Genomic DNA, 18,027 nt, shown 5'->3' on the forward strand with positions numbered 1-18,027 from the left:
GCGTGGCGACCACGGCGACCGTAGCCCTGCTGACCGACTGGCTCGAGCGGTTCCGCGCCGCCGTCGTCGAGAACCAGTCGTACCTCACCGAACTGGACTCGGCGATCGGCGACGCCGACCACGGCTCGAACATGGCGCGCGGCATGACCGCCGTGGTCGAGAAGGCGGGCGAACCTGCGACGGTCGACGCCCTGTTCCGCACGGTCGGGATGACCCTCGTCAGCACCGTCGGCGGGGCGAGCGGTCCCCTCTACGGCACGTTCTTCCTGCGCTTCGGCACGACCGCGGGCGCCGTGGAAACCCTCGACGGGCCCGCGCTGTCGGCCGCCCTGCACGCAGGGCTCGCCGGCGTGCTGCAGCGCGGCAACGCCGAGGTCGGCGACAAGACGATGGTCGACGCGCTCACCCCTGCGCTGGCCGCGTTCGACGCGAGCCTCGAATCCGGCGGCGATGTCGCCGACGCTACCCGGGCCGCAGCGGATGCGGCGGCGAAGGGCCGGGATGCCACGGAGCCGCTCGTCGCCCGCAAGGGCCGCGCGAGCTACCTCGGCGATCGCAGTGCGGGCCACCTCGACCCAGGGGCCACATCGACGGCTCTGCTCTTCGAGGCTCTCGCGGCGGCACTGGCGTGATCGGAATAGTGGTCGTCTCGCACAGCCCCGCCCTCGCGGACGCCGCGGTCGCCCTGGCCCTGCAGATGGTCGGCGAGAACCGGCCGGCCATCGCGATCGCCGCGGGCGCCGGCGACGGGGTGATCGGCACCGACGCCGTGCGCGTCGCCGAAGCCATCGACGAGGTGGCGTCGCCCGACGGTGTGCTCGTGTTCATGGACCTCGGCTCGGCCGTGCTGAGCACGACGATGGCGCTGGAGTTCCGCGCGAGCACGACCGAGGTGCGGCTGAGCAGCGCACCGTTCGTCGAGGGCATCGTCGCCGGCATCGTTCTGGCCGCGGCGGGTGCCAGCCTGGACGAGGCCGACCGCGAGGCCTCGGGCGCGATGACCGCGAAGAACGCGCAGCTCGGGGCCGGTGCTCCGCAGGAACCGCCGGCCCCGGCCGCCGACGCGCGCACGGCCGCAGCCGTCGCGGACGCAGCGGCAGAGGCGACGATCGTGAACGAGGTCGGCCTGCACGCCCGGCCGGCGTCGGTGATCGTGGCGAAAATGGCCGAGTTCGACGCGAAGGTGACGATAGCCGATGCGGATGATCCGAAGCGCTCAGCCTCGGCCAGCAGCCTGCTCGCGCTGATGGGACTCGGGCTCGGAAAGGGCACCAGGCTGCGCATCAGCGGCACCGGTGCCGACGCCGCGGCCGCCGTGGAGTGGCTGCGGGCAATAACGGCCGACGGGTTCGGAGAGTGAGAGATTAGTCGTTCACGTTTCATCCGCAATTCTTGAAAGAGCGATCCCCATGTTGACTGCCGGCACCGCCGCCCCCGCGTTCACGCTCACCGACAGCGCCGGACGCGCCGTCTCGCTCGCGGACTTCGCCGGCGAGTGGCTCGTTTTCTGGTGGTACCCCGAGGCGAACAGCAGCGGCTGCTCGCTGCAGGCGGCCGCCCTCGACCGGGCGTACGACGAGCTCGGCGCCGCCGGGGTGCGGATCGTCGGCGCATCGTTCAACAGCGCGGGCGAGAACGGCGAGTTCTCGGAGGACGCGGCGCTGCGCTACCCGCTGTTGTCCGACCCCGAGCGCGTCGCCGGAACGGCCTACGAGGTAGTGCGCGAGCCAGGCGCGCCGTTCGAGAAGAAGCCGTTCCGGTACACCTACCTGATCGATCCCGACGGGGTCATCGCGCACGCGGAAGACGCCAACGAACTGCCGCTCGGCACCTACGGCGAGCACATGCTCGAGGTCGTCGCCGCGGTGCGCGCGGATCGGGTGTAGCGGCTACCCGGCCGGTTTCGTGCTGGCCCGGACGATCAGCGAGGGTTCGGTGACGACCGTGCGGTGACTGTGCGGTTGCGAGGGATCCGTCTCTTCCAGGAGCAGCTCGGCGGCGATTCGGCCCATCTCGATGCCGGGTTGTCCGACTGTCGAGATGGGCACGACGCTGTCGGCGGCGAAGTGGTTGTTGTCGTACCCGATCACGGCGATGTCGGCCGGCACGTTGATGCCGCCGTAGATCAGGGCCTGCACGCACCCCGACGCGAGCGCGTCGGCCGACGCGAAGATGCCGTCGGGGCGGTCGTCGACGGAGCGCCCGGCGATCTCGTGGCCGACCCGCAGCCCGGCGGGGACGGTGAGCCTGTCGGTCTCGAGCAGCTCGAGCGTTGCGGCGCCTCCGCTTTCGTCGACCGCGCGGCGCGCGCCCGCGTACCGCTGTTCGACCGCGTGGAGGGTGAGCGGGCCTCCGGCGAAGAGCAGCCGCGACCTGCCCGAGTCGAGCAGGTGGCGCGTCGCGAGGTATCCGCCGAGCTCTTCGTCGACGACGACGCCGCAGGACTCCCCCGGTTCGCCCGGCCAGTTCACCAGCACCACGGCCCTGCCGTGGCTCCTCACCTTGGCGGCGCCGTCGAGCGGAGCGTCGAGCGGAGCGAGCAGAATGCCGCTGACCCGCGCTTCGTCGAAGAGGTCGAGGTATTCGTTCTGACTGTCCAGGTCGACGTCGCTGTTCGCCAGGAGAAGTTTCATGTCCCGTTCTCCGGCGGCCTTCTGGGCGCCTCTGGCGATATCGACGAAGAGGGAGTTGCCGATGTCGACGATGACGAAGCCGAGGGTGTTGGCGCTGCCGGCGGCGAGGGATCGGGCCAGATTGTTGCGCACGAACCCGAGGGCGGCGATGGAGTCGAGCACCCGGAGTCGGGTGCCCTCCGCCACTTTGGCCGGATTGTTGATCACGTTGGAGACGGTCCCGAGGGCGACTCCGGCGTGCCGCGCCACGTCGGCCATGCTGGGCGCGGCATCCCGTCCCGGAAAATCGGCCATCGCCGCCATGGTGCTCCCCACTATTACCGGCCGGTTCAGGCCGTGTTCATTTTATTGAAGCGCATCAACAAAAGTCTTGCGCCGCGCGAAATCTCCCGCTATCTTCGTTGAAGCGCTTCAATGACTCGCTCGCGCACACCCATTCAAGGAGGAATGATGTCCATACGTCACAGCAAGCGGCGCTCACTCGCCCTGGTCGCCGGATTCGGAACGGCGGCCCTGCTGCTCGCCGGCTGCGGTGGAGGCGGGGGCGGCGCCAGCTCGAGCCCCAAGGAGTTCAGCCTCCTCACCAACTCGGAGAACCAGGAGCTGCCGGCGATCTTCACGTCGCTTTCCGAAGACCAGTGCGCCACCGAGAACACGGCACTGCCGTTTACCGCCGACTCGGTCCCCCAGACCAACCTCGACCAGCGCCTCCAGCTGCTCGCCGGGCAGAACGGCCTGCCGGTCGTCTACTCGGCCGGCAACGCTCCCGCGCTCACCAAGACCCTCGACGACGCCGGCAACGTGCTCGACTTCGACAAGACCCTCACCGATCTCGACGTCATCGAGAACATCGAGCCGGCAGCGATCTCCACGATCGAGGCGCTCTACGGCGGCTTCAAGGTGCTGCCGTTCGAGTACAACATCGAGGGCATCTGGTACAACAAGACGATCTTCGCCGACAACGGCGTCGAAGCGCCCGAGACCTGGGACGACCTGGTCGCGGCGGCGGACACCTTCAACGGCGCGGGCGTCACCCCCTTCTCCGCGAGCGGCGAACAGGGCTGGCCCATCACGCGCCTGATCGGCAACTACATCTTCCGCACCCTCGGCCCCGACGCGCTGAAGAAGGTCGCCGACGGAGACGCGAAGCTCACCGACCCCGAGTATGTCGAAGCCGCCCAGGCCGTCGCCGACCTCGGCGCCGCCGGAGACTTCGGGCAGGGCGTCGGTTCGATCGACTACGACACCGCCGCGAACCAGTTCATGAACGGCAGCGCCGCCATGTTCTACATGGGCAGCTGGATCCTGAGCGACTTCGGCGACACCGAACGCAACCAGATCGGTCTCGACAACATCGGCTTTATGCCGTTCCCCGATGTCGAGGGTGGCGAGGGCGACAGCTCGCAGATCGCCGCCAACGTCGGCCTCCCTGCCACGTTCAACGCCAAGGCCTACGACTCGAATGTCGGCGACTGGCTCACCTGCATCGCCGACAACTACGGCAGCGAAGCCCTCTCCACGCAGGGACGCGTCTCCGGCTTCAAGGTCAACACCCCCGTCGCCGATGTCCCGGTTCTGACCCAGGAGGTCCAGGAGCGCATCGCCACGACCGAGACCGCCGTGCTCTGGTTCGAGGCGCTGTTCTCGACCAAGGCGACCACCACCAGCCAGACCAACGCCGCGCAGCTGGTGACCGGCGACATCACGGCGGAAGAGTTCATGGAACTCGTCCAGAACGACCTGTAACCGCCTCAATCGCCGCCGTATCCCCGGTCGCGGCAGCCCCGCGCTGCCGCGACCGCCGGATACCCGCGCAGGAAAGCAGATGCAATGAAAAACGTTCTCGGCGATAGAAAATCGATCATCATCCTGGTCGGCCCCGCCCTGCTCGTCTACACCCTCGTTATGCTCGTGCCGGTCGTCTGGTCGCTCGGGTACACGGTGTTCGAGGGCAACGCCATCACCGGCTTCACCTTCGTCGGGTTCGACAACTTCGTCGCCCTCGTCCAAGACGACAGGGTGCGCGACGCGCTCTTCTTCACCATCAAGTACGCGATCGTCATCACGGTCGGCCAGGTGATCTTCGGCTACCTGCTCTCGCTGCTCTACGTCTTCGTGCTCAAGCGTTCGTCGAGCATCGTGCGCACGCTCGTGTTCTTCCCCGTCGTGCTTCCGACGGTGGCAGTCGCGCTCATGTTCCAGAAGATGTTCGAGGTGGCCCCGCAGAACGGTCTCGTCAACGAGCTGCTCAACGCGGTCGGCATCCCGTCGATCGACTTCTTCGGCAGCGCCGGCAGCGCGTTCCTGGTCATCGCGATCATGGACATCTGGCGCTCGATGGGGTTCTACGGCGTGCTGCTCTACGCCGGCCTCGTCGACATCCCCGAGGAGACCCTCGAGTCGGCCCGCCTCGACGGTGCCAGCGGGCTGAAGCTGGTCAGGCACATCGTCATCCCGCTCTCGCTCCCCGTGCTGCTGTCGTCGATCATCTTCAGCATCAACGGCACGCTCAAGGTGTTCGACAGCGTCCTCGCCCTCACCAACGGCGGCCCGGGAACGACGACGAGCCCGCTCACGCTCTACATGTTCCAGACCTCGTTCACCTACGGCGAGTACGGCTACGGCAGCACGATCGCCCTCCTGCTCACGATCCTCTGCCTCGTCGTCACGGTCTTCATCTTCCGTTCGTCGCGACGCGACCTCACGAAGGGCTAGACGATGTCTGCTCCCGCCGTCCAGAACCGCACGCTCCGCCCCACCCGACGCACGCGCAGCACGCGTCGCGTGGCGAAGAAGATCCCGACGACGATCCTCGTCGTCATCCTCCTCATCATCGTGGTCTACCCGCTGGTCTGGCTCCTCCTCGGCTCGTTCAAGACGAACTCGGAGTTTCTGAACAACCCGGTCTGGTCGCTCCCGTCGTCGTTCAGCTTCGACAACTACGTCGAGGCCTGGAACACCGGCAACATCGCCCAGTACGCGACCAACAGCATCCTCTCGGTCTTCCCGGCGCTCGCCCTCATCATCCTGCTCGGCACGGCCGCCGGGTTCGCGCTCGAGGTGCTCGTCTGGAAGGGCCGCGGCGGCGTGCTGCTCGCGTTCCTCATCGGCATCATGGTGCCGAGCCAGATGATCCTGCTCCCGCTCTTCACCGTCTACTTCCAGACCGGTCTCACGGGCACCCTCTGGCCGCTCATCATCACCTACACCGCGATCGGCCTGCCGCTCACGGTGTTCATGATGGCGACCTACTTCCGGGCAATCCCCCGGGAAGTGTTCGAGGCCGCGACGCTCGACGGTGCCAGTGTCATCCGCACGTTCTTTTCCGTCGGTATGCCGATGGTCAGTAACGCGATCTTCACCGTCGCTCTGGTGCAGTTCTTCTTCATCTGGAACGACCTGCTGATCGCGCTGACGTTCACCAACTCGAGCGACCTGCGCACCATCCAGGTCGGTCTTCTCAACTTCAACGGCGAATTCGGGGCGACCAACTACGGTCCGCTCTTCGCCGCGATCTGCATCAACGTGTTCGGAACCCTGGTGCTCTACCTGCTCCTCAACCAGCGCGTACAGAAGGGCCTCACCGCAGGCTCAGTGAAAGGCTAGTAACTCCGTGCACCCCGTAATCAACCGCCCCGTCCGCTTCGAACATCACGCGACCGAGGCGCTGGGGATCGACGTTCGCGCCCCGCGCATCTCCTGGCAGACCACGGCCGAACCCGGCTTCGTACAAGCCGCATACGAGCTCGAGTTCGAGCGAGGGGCGACCGTCGAATCCACCGGCCGCGTCGAGTCGACCGAACAGGTGCTCGTGCCGTGGACGGTGGCCCCGCTCGTTTCCCGCGAGCGGGTCGGCGTGCGCGTGCGGGTCTTCGGTTCCGACGGCAGCGTCTCGCCGTTCAGCGAGACCGGGTTCGTCGAGGCAGGGCTGCTCGAGCCCGGCGACTGGATCGCGCGCGCCGTCGGGCCCGCCTGGGCGGAAGAACCCGACACCGACCGGCGACCACCGCTCGTGCGCAACGATTTCAGGGTCGAGGGACCGGTTCGCCAGGCTCGCCTCTACGTCACGGCGCACGGCGTGCACGAAACCGAGATCAACGGCCTGAGGGTCGGCCGCGACATCCTCTCCCCCGGCTGGACGGTCTACGGCGAGCGCCTGCGCTACTACACGCACGACGTCACGGGCTTCCTGACCGAGGGCGACAACGCCATCGGCGCGTGGCTCGGCGACGGCTGGTACCGCGGACGCATGGGTTTCAACGGCGGCTATCGCAACCTCTACGGCTCGGACATCTCGCTCATCGCGCAGTTGGAGATCGAGTTCGCCGACGGTCGGCGGCAGACGGTGGCGACGGATGACTCGTGGTCGGCGTCGTTCGGACCGATCCTCGAATCCGGACTCTACGACGGAGAGACCTACGACACCCGGTTGGAACAGGCCGGCTGGTCGAACGGCGGCTTCGACGCCTCGGCATGGACGCCGGTCGCCGTCACCCCGAGGGACCCGGCGACGTTCGTGGCGCCCGAGGGCCCGCCCGTGCGGTGCACGGAGGAGCTCGCGCCGGTCGAGATCATGCGCACCCCCACGGGCAGATACGTCCTCGACTTCGGCCAGAACCTCGTGGGCAGGCTGAGCATCGTGGTCGACGGTCCGGCGGGAACGACGGTCACCCTGCGGCACGCCGAGGTGATGCAGGACGGCGAGTTGTACACCCGGCCGCTGCGTCTCGCGGCGGCAACCGACACGATCGTCCTCGACGGGCTCGGCGAGCGCCGGTGGGAGCCCCGTTTCACCATCCACGGCTTCCGCTACGCGGAACTCGACGGCTGGCCGGGCGACCTGCGCCCCGGCGCGGTCACGGCGCGGGTGTATCACACCGATCTCGAGCGCACGGGGTGGTTCGAAACATCCGACCCGCTCGTCAACCGGCTGCACGAAAACGTGCGCTGGAGCATGAGGGGCAACTTCGTCGACATCCCCACCGACTGCCCGCAGCGGGACGAACGCCTCGGCTGGACCGGAGACCTGCAGGTCTTCGCCCCCACCGCGTCGTTCCTCTACGACGTCTCCGGCATGCTCGGGTCGTGGTTGAAGGACGTCGCCGTCGAGCAGCTGGAGGACGGCACTGTGCCCTGGTACGTGCCGGTCATCCCCGGCGGCCCGACCTGGACACCGATCGATCCCGGCGCGGTGTGGGGCGACGTCGCGGTGCTCACGCCCTGGACGCTCTACGAGCGGTTTGGCGACGTCGGAATCCTCGAGCAGCAGTACGAGAGCGCACGGAGGTGGGTCGACCTGATGGATTCGCTCGCCGGCGACAACCACCTCTGGAACACCGGGCGGCAGTTGGGCGACTGGCTCGACCCCGCCGCGCCTCCCGAGGACCCGGCCGACGCGCTCACCGACAGGTACCTCGTCGCGACCGCCTACTTCGCCTTCTCCACCCGGACCCTCGCGGAGACCGCCCGCACCATCGGCCACGCCGACGACGCCGCCCACTACGGGCGGCTGGCTTCGGCGGTGCGCGAGGCGTTCATCACCGAGTACTTCGACGAGAGCGGGCGCATGACGAGCGACGCGCAGACCGCGTACGCGTTGGCGATCGAGTTTGACCTGCTTCCCGACGAGCCTCAGCGCGCGGACGTTGCACGATCGCGCGTCGGCGAGCTCGTGCACGAGGCGGACAACCGCATCGCCACGGGGTTCGCGGGTACGCCGGTCATCTCCGACGCGCTCACGCGGGCCGGCTCGGTCGATATCGCCTACGACCTGCTGCTCGAGCGCGAATGTCCGTCCTGGCTGTACACGGTGCTGCAGGGCGGCACCACCATCTGGGAGCGATGGGACAGCAGGCGGCCGGACGGCAGCGTGAACCCGGGCGAGATGACGTCGTTCAACCACTACGCGCTCGGCGCGGTCGCCGATTGGATGCACCGCACGGTCGCGGGTATCTCGCCCGCCTCCCCCGGCTACCGCGACATCCTGGTGAAGCCGCAGCCCGGCGGCAACCTCACCTCCGCCTCGGCGACGCACCTGACACCGTATGGCACGGTGTCGGTCGCTTGGACGTTGGCGGACGGGCGCCTCGGCGTGGATCTGACGGTGCCGACCGGCTCGACGGCTCGGGTCGAGCTGCCCGGGTGCGAGCCGGCGACGGTGGGCGCCGGTACGCACCGCTTCGACACGGCGCACGCCGCGGAAAGCCCGCAGGACGCCCTCGCGTAGTGCGTGAGCCGCCCGCATCCGTTTTGCCCGGTGCTAGGTGTGCCAACGCGATTCCCCGCGGGCGGCCCACGCCCCCGACGCGGCGGCGCGTTGGGATGGGGCGCTAGGGACGCCCTGATCTCTCTTCGGAGCACCCCCGAAATCGGATTGCCCCGACCTAGTCGCGGGTCGCGTCACCTCGGGCGGCGAATCGACGGGCGAGCAGCAGCGCTCCGCCGCAGAGCAGGATCGCCGCGCCGATCGGTGCGACCATGGCGGCGTTCGAGCCGGTCGACGCGAGAACCTCGACCGTCGGCTCGTTCGTGTCGGCAACGTCCGACGGGGTGGGCGCCACCGTGGCGGCGGCGCTCGGTGCCAGGCCATCGGGGACCAGTGGTGTCGCGGCCGGCGTCAGAGGCGTTACGACGGCCGTGGGCGGGGTCGGAACGACAGGCGGCGGGCACAGGCCGGGAGCGGCCACCACGGTGGCGGTCGCCGTCGTGATCACGGCGGGGGTGACCACCCAGGTGTTCGTGCCCTGCTCGAGCGCCCAGTCGGTCGTCGTGGTCGTGGTTGTGGTGGTGCGAGTGACGGAGTCGCAGTCGAGCGTCGTCTCGTCGGTGACATTGCGAACGGGCGCTGGGCGGTCGGGAACGATGGCGGCGCACGTGGGCTGGGCGGAGTCGAGCATTCCCGCCAGGATTCCGGTGAAGGACTTGGTTGCCGAACCGTCCGCGAACACGTGTCCGGCATCGGCCGTGGCCGTGGCCGTGTACTGCGCCGGCCCGGTCACCGCGCTCGGAGTGTCCCAGCTCGAGTTCACCGGTTCGCCGAGTACGAGCCCGCCGTTCGTGTCGCAGGTTGCGGGGGTGACCGTCAGTGCCGCGTCGGCATCCGCCACGGCGGCCTGTTTGCAGGGCACGCTCGTGCCCGTGAAGTCGCGGTCGTACTGGGTTCCGCTGGCGTCGATCTCTACCACGTACTCGTGGGCGACGGCCGTGTCACCGAGCGGATAGGTCTCGTGCAGCGACGAGCCGAAGCGGGTCTCGTCGATCACTTCGGAATCGATCTCGACACTGACGCTGTTCACCATTGCGCCGTTCGTGCCGACGGAGTAATTTTCGAGCGCCACGGTGAGGGTGGAACACGTGGCCGAGGCTTCCGGGGTGTGGGCGGCCGCCGGTGCGGCCATTACCACCGTGGATGCGCCGAGCGCGATGGCTCCGGCGGCGATGGTCAGGGCAAGGGATTTTTTGATCGTCAAATTGCGGCTCTCCTAGGGTCGCCGAATACGGCGAGAGCGTTTGGGCGCAGCGCAATGGCCACGGCGGGCGGCGAGCGGTCGGGCAACCGGGCCGGTTTCATCGAAATGCCGATCGCACATTGTGCGTGGCGCTGGGCGCGCCTCGCGAGGTCGATCGAGCTTTTGTCCGCGGCGGAATCGGGTGACATCACCGCGGATTCCAGTAAGTTAGCAGCAATTGACTTCTGCTCGATAGTGATCCTGAGAGTTTTGTCCCCCATTCGGGGGTCAGTTCCGCGCAGACTCGGCGATCCCGGTTCAAGCGATTCTCAGCTTCGGGGACCAATGTCCCCCAAAACTGTTCCGCCGACTCGGCCGGATCGCACACTCCGCGAGATTTGGCGACCCCTAACGAACTTCGCGCCTCGCGGGTTGGCTTGAGTCATGACCGAAAACCGCAATCCCCGCCCCTTGGCCGTGCTGTTCGACATCGACGGCACCCTGGTCGATTCCAACTACCTGCACATCGACTCGTGGGACCGCGCGTTCGCCTCGGTCGGGCACCCCGTCGACATCTGGCGCATCCACCGTTCGATCGGCATGGACTCGGGCAAGCTGCTCGAGGCGCTCCTGGGCGACGCCGCCGAGGCCGTGGGCGAGGCCGCGAAAGACGAGCACACCCGCCTCTACATGCAGACGACCGACCGGTTGCGCACGATCGGCGGCGCGCGGGAGCTGCTGGCCGAGCTGGCGCGCCGCAGTCATGCGGTAGTCCTCGCGACATCCGCCCCCGAAAGCGAATTGGAGATCCTGCTCGGAGTTCTCGAGGTGGATGACTCGGTGAAGGCCGTCACCTCGTCGGAGGACGTGGGAACCGCCAAGCCCGAACCGGACATCATCGAGACGGCCCTCGACAAGGCCGAGGTGTCCGCCGACGCCGCGGTGATGGTCGGCGACTCCGTGTGGGACATCGTCGCGGCGAAACGCGCCGGGGTCATGAGCATCGGCGTGCTGAGCGGCGGGTTCGGGCGGGAAGAACTGCTGTCGGCCGGCGCGACTGTCGTCTACGAGGACGTCGCCGAGCTTCTCGAGCGACTCGACGAGAGCCCGCTCGCGGCGCAGGGCTAAGTCAAGCCCGGGAGCGAAACCCGGTCGGCGCGTAGCGTCGTGCAGACACGTCCGGCGAATTCTCGCCGACGCCGACAGGAGGACTCAGGATGTCTCAGCGCAACACTCTCGTCAGAAGCATGCACGACCTCGGCCTGGCCGCCTGGTTCGGCGGATCGCTTATGGGCACGGTCGGACTGAACGGCGGAGCCGCCACGGCGAAGTCCCCCGCGGAACGACTCGCCATCTCGTCACGCGGATGGGCCAAGTGGGCTCCCGTGCAGCTCGCCGCCATCGCGGTGCACGGCATCGGCGGACTCGGCCTGATCGCGGGCAACAAGACGCGTCTGGTCGGGCAGCAGGAAGCGCGCACGAACACCGTGATCAAGATCGTCATCACCGGCCTGGCCGGCGCCTCGACTCTCGCCTCCGGCCTCGTCGGCACGAAGATGGGCGAGCACGCCGCGGAAGGCGGCGAGGGGGTCACCGAGCCCGGCGCCGGTTCTTCCACCGAGCTGAGCAGCGCGCAGCGCATGCAGAAGGTGCTGCAGTGGACGACACCCCTCCTCACGTCGGTCTTGATCGTTCTCGCCGCCCAGCAGGGCGAACAGCAGCGACCGATCAAGGGCCTCTGGGAGACGACGCTCAAGAACCTGCGCCGCTAGTGAAGGTCGTTGTCACCGGTTCCCGGGGGAAAGTCGGCAGAGCCGCTACCCAGGCGCTGGTCGACCAGGGCCACGACGTGCTCGGCGTGGACCTGGTCAGGCCGGTTTTCGACGCGGGCGAAGTCATACCCGGCCGCTATCAGATGGCGGACCTGACCGACGCGGGCTCGGCCTACGCCGTCGTGGCGGGGGCCGACGCCGTGGTCCATGTCGCCGCGATCCCCCAGCCCACCGGCAACCCGCCGCACGTCGTCTTCCAGACGAACCTCATGTCGACGTTCAACCTGATCGAGGCGGCCGTGCGATTCGGGGTCAAGCGCTTCGTCAACATCTCCAGCGAGAGCATCGTCGGCAACTTCTTCCCGGAACGCCCGTTCCTTCCGTCCTACGCTCCCGTCGACGAGGAGCATCCGCTCCTGCCGCAGGACCCGTACGCGCTCTCCAAACACTTCGGCGAGCAGCTCATGGATGCGGCCGTACGTCGTTCCGACATCCGGGCGATCTCGATCAGACCGAGCACCGTGCACAATGAGGACAACTACGAGGTCAACCTCGGCAAGCAGGTGCGCGACCCCTCGGTGCTGAGCGGCAACTTGTGGAGCTACATCGACGTCTACGATCTGGCCGACGCTATCGTGCTCGCGACCGAGTCCGACCTGCCCGGGCACGAGGTGTTCTACATAGCCTCCCCCGACAACGCGGGCGGGCACGACTTCGCCGAGATCCTGCACCGCTACTACGGCGACCAGATCGAGCTCAGGCAGCTCGACCGCGTCGACGCCTCGGGGATCTCGACCGCCAAGGCCCGGCGTCTGCTCGGCTGGAATCCGACCAGGTCCTGGTCGGACTACCTCGACAACGACGGGCACGCCCTCTCCTGACCCGAGTACCACTCGGTGGATCGCCGCTTGCCATGCCCCTCGCGCCGGAATAGCGTCCGAGGCGACACCGGATCAACGACGATCGAGGAGCTGGCAATGAACACACGTCTTGTGAATCGCAGGAGCATGGCGGGGCTCGGAGCGCTGCTGCTCCTGGCGCTCACCGCCGTACCCGCCCACGGCCTCGCGGCCGCCGCACCGGCCGAGAGCTCCGCGCCGAGCGGGCTCACGGGCCTCGAACCCACCGGCGACGACATGCCGACGGTGGGCGGCAACCTCGGCAATCAGCACTACTCCTCGCTGACGCAGATCGGCAAGCGCAACGTCGACAGGCTGGCGCCGGCCTGGCGCACCCACGTGTCGGCCGTCGAGCCGGCCTCCGACGACGTCGGTCAGCAAACCACTCCGATCGTCGTCGACGGTGTCATCTACCTCGACTCGCCCAGCGGCGGGGTGATCGCCGTCGACGGCGCGACGGGCGCGAGCGTCTGGAAGTGGGAGCCCACCGAGTTCGACACGGTCGACACCCGGCGCGGGGTGTCGGCGGGCGAGGGCAGGATCTACACCCTGGCCGACGGCGACCGGGTCGTCGCGCTCGACCAGGCGACGGGCGAGCAGGTCTGGGTGGTGCAACCCACCGCGCCCGACGGCCAGAGCCTCGGCAACCTGGAACGCGTCGCGACCGTGTACAACGACGGCATCGTCTACGCGCACGCCGCCAACGGCGACCGAGCCGCCGTCGTCGCACTCGACGCCGACGACGGCAGCTACCTGTGGCACTTCTTCGGAGGCCCCGACCGGGACGCCGTCTACACCGACGTGAACGGCAACACCGTCGCGGCCGGCGAGACGTGGGGACCTCCGCTGCCCGACGGCACCGAGTGCGCCCTCATCGGCGGCGCGACGCCGTGGATCCACGGCTCGGTCGACCCCGAACTCGGCATGTACTACATGACCTTTGGCAACGCCCGCAGCTGCCGGTCGTCGCAGGACGGGTCGCTCCGCCCCGGTGACAACCTCTTCTCGAGCACGCTCGTCGCGGTCGATGCGGCGACGGGCGACTACAAGTGGCACTACCAGTCGATCCGGCACGACGTGTGGGACATGGACAACGTGCACCCGCCGACCCTCGCGAACATCGCCGTCGCCGGAGAGCCGCGCAAGGTGCTGTTCTACGGCAGCAAGTCCGGCCACCAGTTCGTCCTCGACCGCACCAACGGTCAGCCGGTGCTCCCGGTCGTCGAGAAAGAGATGATCACCGACTCGAGGCAGAACCACGCGGAGACGCAGCCCTTCCCCGAGAAGCGGCTGCTCCCGGAGTGCGTGGTCTGGGAGAAACTGGACCCGGACAACGTTCCCGGCGATCCGTGGCGCGCGGTGCCGAACTACAACGGTTACCAGCCCGACGCGGAAGGCAATCTGGTCTTCAATCCCGAAAGTTATGTGGCTGCGGATGAACCGTTCCTGACCTATCCGCAAAACTACCCCTCCGACCACCGCCAGGGCTGCATGTACGACCCGCAGTGGGACCTGCCGATCCTCTCGACCACGAGTCAGAACGGTGGCGGCGACTGGTCGAACAACGCCTACAGCCACAGCACGAACATGGTCTACTTCCCGTACGGCACGAACCCGGTGGCCCACTGGAACGGTGCCGCGGCAAACGGCCAGCGGGCGATCGGCCAGTACCAGACCGGCGGCATCCTCGGCTATGACGCGTCGACGGGCGAGGTGAGGTGGCAGAACCACCTGGGCACCGACATGTCGCACGGCCAGGGTCCCCTCGCGACCGCGTCCGACCTGTTGTTCGCTGGACAGATCGACGGCCGCCTGCTCGCCATGAACGCCCGCGACGGCAAGGTGCTGTGGGACTTCCAGACCGGTACGGGCATCGCGTCCGCGCCCGTCACGTACAGCGTGAACGGCGAGCAGTACGTGGCGGTGTTCGCCGCCGGTTCGACGAACCCGTACGGCGCCTCGGTCACCCAGGGCGACTCGCTGTGGGCGTTCAAGCTCGGAGGAAGTTACACCACGGAGTCGGGAAGCCCGGAAGGCCCCGATCCGGCTCCGCTGTCGATCAGGCGGCCGGTGAGCGGCGCCGCGGTGGAGGGCGCAACCGTCGGCAACACGGTGCTCCTGGCCCGCGGCGACCGCACGACCGACACCGCCGCCGTGCGTGACAGTACGGCGCAGAACGCCATGCAGCCGACGCACCTGCGCGTGCCGGTGGGGAGCACGGTCACGTTCCTGAACCCGGGCGCGGAGACCTTCCCTGGCTTCCCGAACCAGAAGGAGCACTGCGCAACCCAGTTCTTCGAGGGTGAGTTCAACGCACGGCTGCAGCCCGGCGAGACCTACCAGCACACCTTCGACCGTGCCGGGGAGTACTTCTTCAACGACTGCACCGACCCGAGGCCGACCGGCAAGATCGAGGTCTACCTCACCCCGCAGGACCAGCCGGGAGCGCTGCGGTTCCTTCCCAGCCGGCTGAACCTGGAACCGAAGAAGAGCATCTTCTCGCCGGTCACGAGCAAGGTCTTCGCGTACTTCCAGCTGCCGCGGGGGTACACCTACGACAGCGGGGCGGCGCTCATCGCGCCACTGTCGCAGAACCCGGTCGAGCCGACCAAGGTGACCTCGCTGAAGAACCACGTCGTGCTCGTGTTCGACGAGGCCGACATCGACCACAACGTGCCGGAGGGCCAGACGTCGCTGACGGTGCGGTTGAACGTGCTGCGCGACGGGGTGCAGGAGCAACTCACGTCTACGGCGACAGTGCGCGTCGTGAAGTGAGCGACGAGTAGCCATCACCGGGGCCGGTCGTGGTCGCTATAACCCGCGTTCGATCGCGCGGGCGGCGGCCACGATCGCGTCCCGCTCGACCTGGTCGACCTCACCCGCCGGCGAGTGCAGCGAGACCGCGGCCTCGATGCCGGGCGAGCGGATCTGCTCCGAGAGCTGAGAGGGTAAGGCGTGCACGGCGGGAGTGCGATCGCCGACGCGTCGGGCGACCTGGGTCGCCTTGCCCCGCACGATCGCGATGAGCACCATCTCGGACCCGTCGCGGATCGTCAGCTCGACGGTCGACCCCGTGTCGTTGCGGAGCACCGACATGATCGGCAACGCCGCGCGCCTCAGCTTCTGGGGAGTCTCAGCGAGCTGGCCCAGCTCGAAGAGCCGCAACCCCAGGCGGATGGTCGTACCGTCACGCTCCAGGTAGTGGCGGCTGACGAGCCCGCTCACCAACCGGGATACCGTCGATTTGGGAAGGCCGGCCCGCTGGGCGAGTTCCGTGACACCCATCCCGCGGTCGTCGTCGCCGAGGATCTCGAAGATGACGGTGATGCGGTCGAGCACACCGACCGGGTCATCCGCCGGCATCGGTCACACCGATTGCAGCGCGAGTCGCCGGGTGAGGGCGAGGGCGGCATGGCGCTCGAGGGGCATCATGCGGTCGGCGTCCATCTCGCGCACCGGACCGGCGACGGAGATCGCGGCGACGGGCACGAGCTGCGGCGACAGGATCGGGCTCGCGACGCCGACCACCCCCGGAAAGGTCTCGCACCGGTCGATGGCGACGGCACACGAACGCACGGTGGCGAGCTCGCATTCGAGTTGGTAACGGCCCCGGCTGTCGAGGCCTCCGGTGATGTCGCGCACGGCGGACTCGTCGGTCGTGAACGCCAGGAACGCCTTGCCGAGCGCGGTCGTCGCCGCGGGCACCCGCACGCCGGCGCGGGAGGGCGCGGGCCGCAGGCGGCCACGCACGGAGATCACCGAGACCATGTCCCGCCCGTCCTGCACCGCGACGTTGAGATGCTCGCCGGTGGCGTTGAAGAGCTCCGCGAGCACGGGCAGCGCGGCCGCGCCGAGACGGCGGGGCGTGGTCGCCCTGGCGCCCAGTTCGAACAGTCTCAGGCCGATGACGACCCCGGCCTCGGTGCGCTCAAGGTAGCCCCGCCGGACGAGTTCGGCCACGGTTCGCGAGGCCGTGGACTTGGGGATCCCCGTGGTCCGGGCGAGCTCCATGACCGTGGCGCACCCGCCGCACTCACGCACGGCCTCGACGATCGCGATGATCCGGTCGAGCACCGACACCGGCTCATCGCCCTGAGCGGTTCGCATGTCGTCCAGTATCGACCGCGCTGGCACGTCGGGGCGGGACTGTTCCGCTGAGTGGAACGCCTTGGTCCCGCCCCGACACCGCCGCACTACCTCGTGGGAGTGCAGAAGGGCTTGATGCCCATGGTGCTTTCCAGCCCCTCGATCACGTGCTGCTTGAAGAGATCGTCGCCGGGCAGCGGAGTGTCGGTCCACGCCGCCGCGTCGTGGCCGAGCGTGGTCAGCCACGATTTGCCCCCGTCGTAGTAGTGGCACCAACTGACGGCGTGCTCCTTGCCATGGCCCGGGTGACCGGTCGGCCGCCCGTTCAGGCTGGTCTTCTCATCCACCTCGAGCAGCACGTTGACGTAGCTCGGGTAGGGCACGAGGTTGTACCACTCGTCGGTGAAGGCCCAGGTGCGCGGCATAAACGAGGTTGAGACGTCCCTGCGGTTGATGGTCTCCACCGTGCCTGGCCGGTTGGGAGCGTGGTCGTAGAAGTTCGCCCCGCCGAGCAGTCCCTCGTACCAGGGCCAGTGGTACTCGGCGCCGAAAGCGTTGTGGATCCCCACGAACCCGCCCCCGCCGCGCACGTACTGCATGAGGTTCGTCTGCGCCGTGTCATCGAGGGTGTCGCGGTTGGAGCTGAGGAACACGACCGCCTGATACTGGTTCAGACGGCTGAAGCTGGCCAGGTCCTCGGTGTAGTCGACGGCGATCCCACGTTCCTCCGCCCACGCCTTCAACCCGGCCTGCGCGATGTTGTCGGCATTCAGCGGCGGGTTCAGCCCAGGCGCGAGAGGGGTGCCGAGGTGCGCGTGGCGCGGGCCGGCGGTACGGCTCCAGACGAGGATGCGCTTCGCCTCGCCCTCCACCCAGCCGTTGCCCCAGTTGTTGTAACAGACGGCATCGGTGCCGCGGCAGACGCCGTAGTCCTTGATTTCGTCCTGATAGATCTGGCTGGCGGTGGCCGGTCGTCCGTTGTTTCCGTGGCGGTCGCCCCAGCCGCGGTCGCCATCCCTGTCTGTGCCGATCCCGGCGGTTGTGAGCACTATCCCTCCGCCGAGGGTTGCCGCGGCGACGAGCGCGACGCCGGACCGTAGTAGCGATTTCACGAGATCTCCTTTGATCGTTGTGCGTGCGCTCCCCGGCCATCGACGCCCGGAGGCTGGTGCGAATCTAGGCGCGCAGA

The 18,027-nt window shown here is 68.2% G+C and carries 16 protein-coding genes; 11 read left to right on the top strand and 5 right to left on the bottom strand.

The window, feature by feature from the left end:
- Positions 1 to 2 precede the first annotated feature (2 nt).
- Genes dhaL through IEV96_RS10260 form a run of 3 tightly spaced genes read left to right on the top strand, consistent with a single transcriptional unit; the run spans position 3 to position 1,886 of the window.
- The gene (gene dhaL / locus IEV96_RS10250) at positions 3 to 632 is read left to right on the top strand and encodes a dihydroxyacetone kinase subunit DhaL (RefSeq protein ID WP_188510506.1); all 630 of its coding nucleotides are present in this window, start codon (positions 3 to 5) and stop codon (positions 630 to 632) included.
- Complete coding sequence (gene dhaM, locus IEV96_RS10255; protein WP_188510507.1) at positions 629 to 1,360, top strand: dihydroxyacetone kinase phosphoryl donor subunit DhaM; 732 nt, start codon at positions 629 to 631, stop codon at positions 1,358 to 1,360. The genes dhaL and dhaM overlap by 4 nt, the downstream gene beginning before the upstream one ends.
- Before the next feature lie 49 nt (positions 1,361 to 1,409).
- The gene (locus tag IEV96_RS10260) at positions 1,410 to 1,886 is read left to right on the top strand and encodes a peroxiredoxin (protein WP_188510508.1); all 477 of its coding nucleotides are present in this window, start codon (positions 1,410 to 1,412) and stop codon (positions 1,884 to 1,886) included.
- A 3-nt stretch (positions 1,887 to 1,889) separates the two neighbouring features.
- On the opposite strand, the gene IEV96_RS10265 is transcribed toward IEV96_RS10260, so the two are convergent.
- Complete coding sequence (locus IEV96_RS10265; protein ID WP_229733218.1) at positions 1,890 to 2,927, bottom strand: LacI family DNA-binding transcriptional regulator; 1,038 nt, start codon at positions 2,925 to 2,927, stop codon at positions 1,890 to 1,892.
- Between the two features lie 156 nt (positions 2,928 to 3,083).
- Between IEV96_RS10265 and IEV96_RS10270 the strand changes: the two genes are divergently transcribed.
- The 4 genes from IEV96_RS10270 to IEV96_RS10285 all read left to right on the top strand — a co-directional run bounded on the left by IEV96_RS10270 (position 3,084) and on the right by IEV96_RS10285 (position 8,859).
- On the top strand, positions 3,084 to 4,379 hold the full coding sequence (locus IEV96_RS10270) for an ABC transporter substrate-binding protein (RefSeq protein ID WP_188510509.1): 1,296 nt from the start codon (positions 3,084 to 3,086) through the stop codon (positions 4,377 to 4,379).
- A gap of 84 nt (positions 4,380 to 4,463) precedes the next feature.
- Positions 4,464 to 5,348: a carbohydrate ABC transporter permease gene (locus IEV96_RS10275; RefSeq protein ID WP_188510510.1), complete on the top strand. Its 885-nt coding sequence runs from the start codon at positions 4,464 to 4,466 to the stop codon at positions 5,346 to 5,348.
- Between the two features lie 3 nt (positions 5,349 to 5,351).
- Positions 5,352 to 6,239, top strand: coding sequence for a carbohydrate ABC transporter permease (locus IEV96_RS10280; RefSeq protein ID WP_188510511.1), 888 nt, complete (start codon positions 5,352 to 5,354; stop codon positions 6,237 to 6,239).
- Positions 6,240 to 6,246: 7 nt separating this feature from the next.
- On the top strand, positions 6,247 to 8,859 hold the full coding sequence (locus IEV96_RS10285) for a family 78 glycoside hydrolase catalytic domain (RefSeq protein ID WP_188510512.1): 2,613 nt from the start codon (positions 6,247 to 6,249) through the stop codon (positions 8,857 to 8,859).
- A 157-nt stretch (positions 8,860 to 9,016) separates the two neighbouring features.
- Here the strand turns inward: IEV96_RS10285 and IEV96_RS10290 are convergent, their stop codons facing one another.
- Positions 9,017 to 10,102, bottom strand: a complete 1,086-nt coding sequence (locus tag IEV96_RS10290; RefSeq protein ID WP_188510513.1) for a hypothetical protein — start codon at positions 10,100 to 10,102, stop codon at positions 9,017 to 9,019.
- A 423-nt stretch (positions 10,103 to 10,525) separates the two neighbouring features.
- On the opposite strand from IEV96_RS10290, the gene IEV96_RS10295 reads away from it, so the two are divergent.
- The 4 genes from IEV96_RS10295 to IEV96_RS10310 all read left to right on the top strand — a co-directional run bounded on the left by IEV96_RS10295 (position 10,526) and on the right by IEV96_RS10310 (position 15,527).
- Positions 10,526 to 11,209 (top strand): HAD family hydrolase, encoded by a 684-nt coding sequence (locus IEV96_RS10295; protein WP_188510514.1) that lies wholly within the window; start codon positions 10,526 to 10,528, stop codon positions 11,207 to 11,209.
- Positions 11,210 to 11,298: 89 nt separating this feature from the next.
- Positions 11,299 to 11,853 carry a hypothetical protein gene (locus tag IEV96_RS10300; RefSeq protein WP_188510515.1) on the top strand — a complete coding sequence of 185 codons (555 nt, stop codon included), beginning with the start codon at positions 11,299 to 11,301 and terminating at the stop codon, positions 11,851 to 11,853.
- On the top strand, positions 11,853 to 12,734 hold the full coding sequence (locus IEV96_RS10305) for an NAD-dependent epimerase/dehydratase family protein (protein WP_188510516.1): 882 nt from the start codon (positions 11,853 to 11,855) through the stop codon (positions 12,732 to 12,734). Before IEV96_RS10300 ends, IEV96_RS10305 begins: the two co-directional genes overlap by 1 nt.
- A gap of 96 nt (positions 12,735 to 12,830) precedes the next feature.
- A complete protein-coding gene (locus tag IEV96_RS10310) occupies positions 12,831 to 15,527 on the top strand; it encodes an outer membrane protein assembly factor BamB family protein (protein ID WP_188510517.1) in 2,697 nt (898 codons plus the stop codon).
- Positions 15,528 to 15,563: 36 nt separating this feature from the next.
- On the opposite strand, the gene IEV96_RS10315 is transcribed toward IEV96_RS10310, so the two are convergent.
- The 3 genes from IEV96_RS10315 to IEV96_RS10325 form a co-directional block, all read right to left on the bottom strand.
- Positions 15,564 to 16,115, bottom strand: a complete 552-nt coding sequence (locus tag IEV96_RS10315) for an IclR family transcriptional regulator (protein ID WP_188510518.1) — start codon at positions 16,113 to 16,115, stop codon at positions 15,564 to 15,566.
- A 3-nt stretch (positions 16,116 to 16,118) separates the two neighbouring features.
- Positions 16,119 to 16,859 carry an IclR family transcriptional regulator gene (locus IEV96_RS10320; RefSeq protein WP_188510519.1) on the bottom strand — a complete coding sequence of 247 codons (741 nt, stop codon included), beginning with the start codon at positions 16,857 to 16,859 and terminating at the stop codon, positions 16,119 to 16,121.
- 86 nt (positions 16,860 to 16,945) lie between these two features.
- Positions 16,946 to 17,950, bottom strand: a complete 1,005-nt coding sequence (locus tag IEV96_RS10325) for a ThuA domain-containing protein (protein ID WP_229733220.1) — start codon at positions 17,948 to 17,950, stop codon at positions 16,946 to 16,948.
- Positions 17,951 to 18,027 lie beyond the last annotated feature (77 nt).

Source organism: Conyzicola nivalis (assembly GCF_014639655.1).
Classification (GTDB): domain Bacteria; phylum Actinomycetota; class Actinomycetes; order Actinomycetales; family Microbacteriaceae; genus Conyzicola; species Conyzicola nivalis.

Excerpts from the sequence above, each read along its gene's own strand:
- IEV96_RS10275 (WP_188510510.1), top strand. The coding sequence starts at position 4,464 with ATGAAAAACGTTCTCGGCGATAGAAAATCGATCATCATCCTGGTCGGC.
- IEV96_RS10320 (WP_188510519.1), bottom strand. The coding sequence starts at position 16,859 with ATGCGAACCGCTCAGGGCGATGAGCCGGTGTCGGTGCTCGACCGGATC.
- IEV96_RS10280 (WP_188510511.1), top strand. The coding sequence starts at position 5,352 with ATGTCTGCTCCCGCCGTCCAGAACCGCACGCTCCGCCCCACCCGACGC.
- IEV96_RS10295 (WP_188510514.1), top strand. The coding sequence starts at position 10,526 with ATGACCGAAAACCGCAATCCCCGCCCCTTGGCCGTGCTGTTCGACATC.
- IEV96_RS10265 (WP_229733218.1), bottom strand. The coding sequence starts at position 2,927 with ATGGCCGATTTTCCGGGACGGGATGCCGCGCCCAGCATGGCCGACGTG.
- IEV96_RS10260 (WP_188510508.1), top strand. The coding sequence starts at position 1,410 with ATGTTGACTGCCGGCACCGCCGCCCCCGCGTTCACGCTCACCGACAGC.
- IEV96_RS10270 (WP_188510509.1), top strand. The coding sequence starts at position 3,084 with ATGTCCATACGTCACAGCAAGCGGCGCTCACTCGCCCTGGTCGCCGGA.
- IEV96_RS10310 (WP_188510517.1), top strand. The coding sequence starts at position 12,831 with ATGAACACACGTCTTGTGAATCGCAGGAGCATGGCGGGGCTCGGAGCG.
- IEV96_RS10315 (WP_188510518.1), bottom strand. The coding sequence starts at position 16,115 with ATGCCGGCGGATGACCCGGTCGGTGTGCTCGACCGCATCACCGTCATC.
- IEV96_RS10300 (WP_188510515.1), top strand. The coding sequence starts at position 11,299 with ATGTCTCAGCGCAACACTCTCGTCAGAAGCATGCACGACCTCGGCCTG.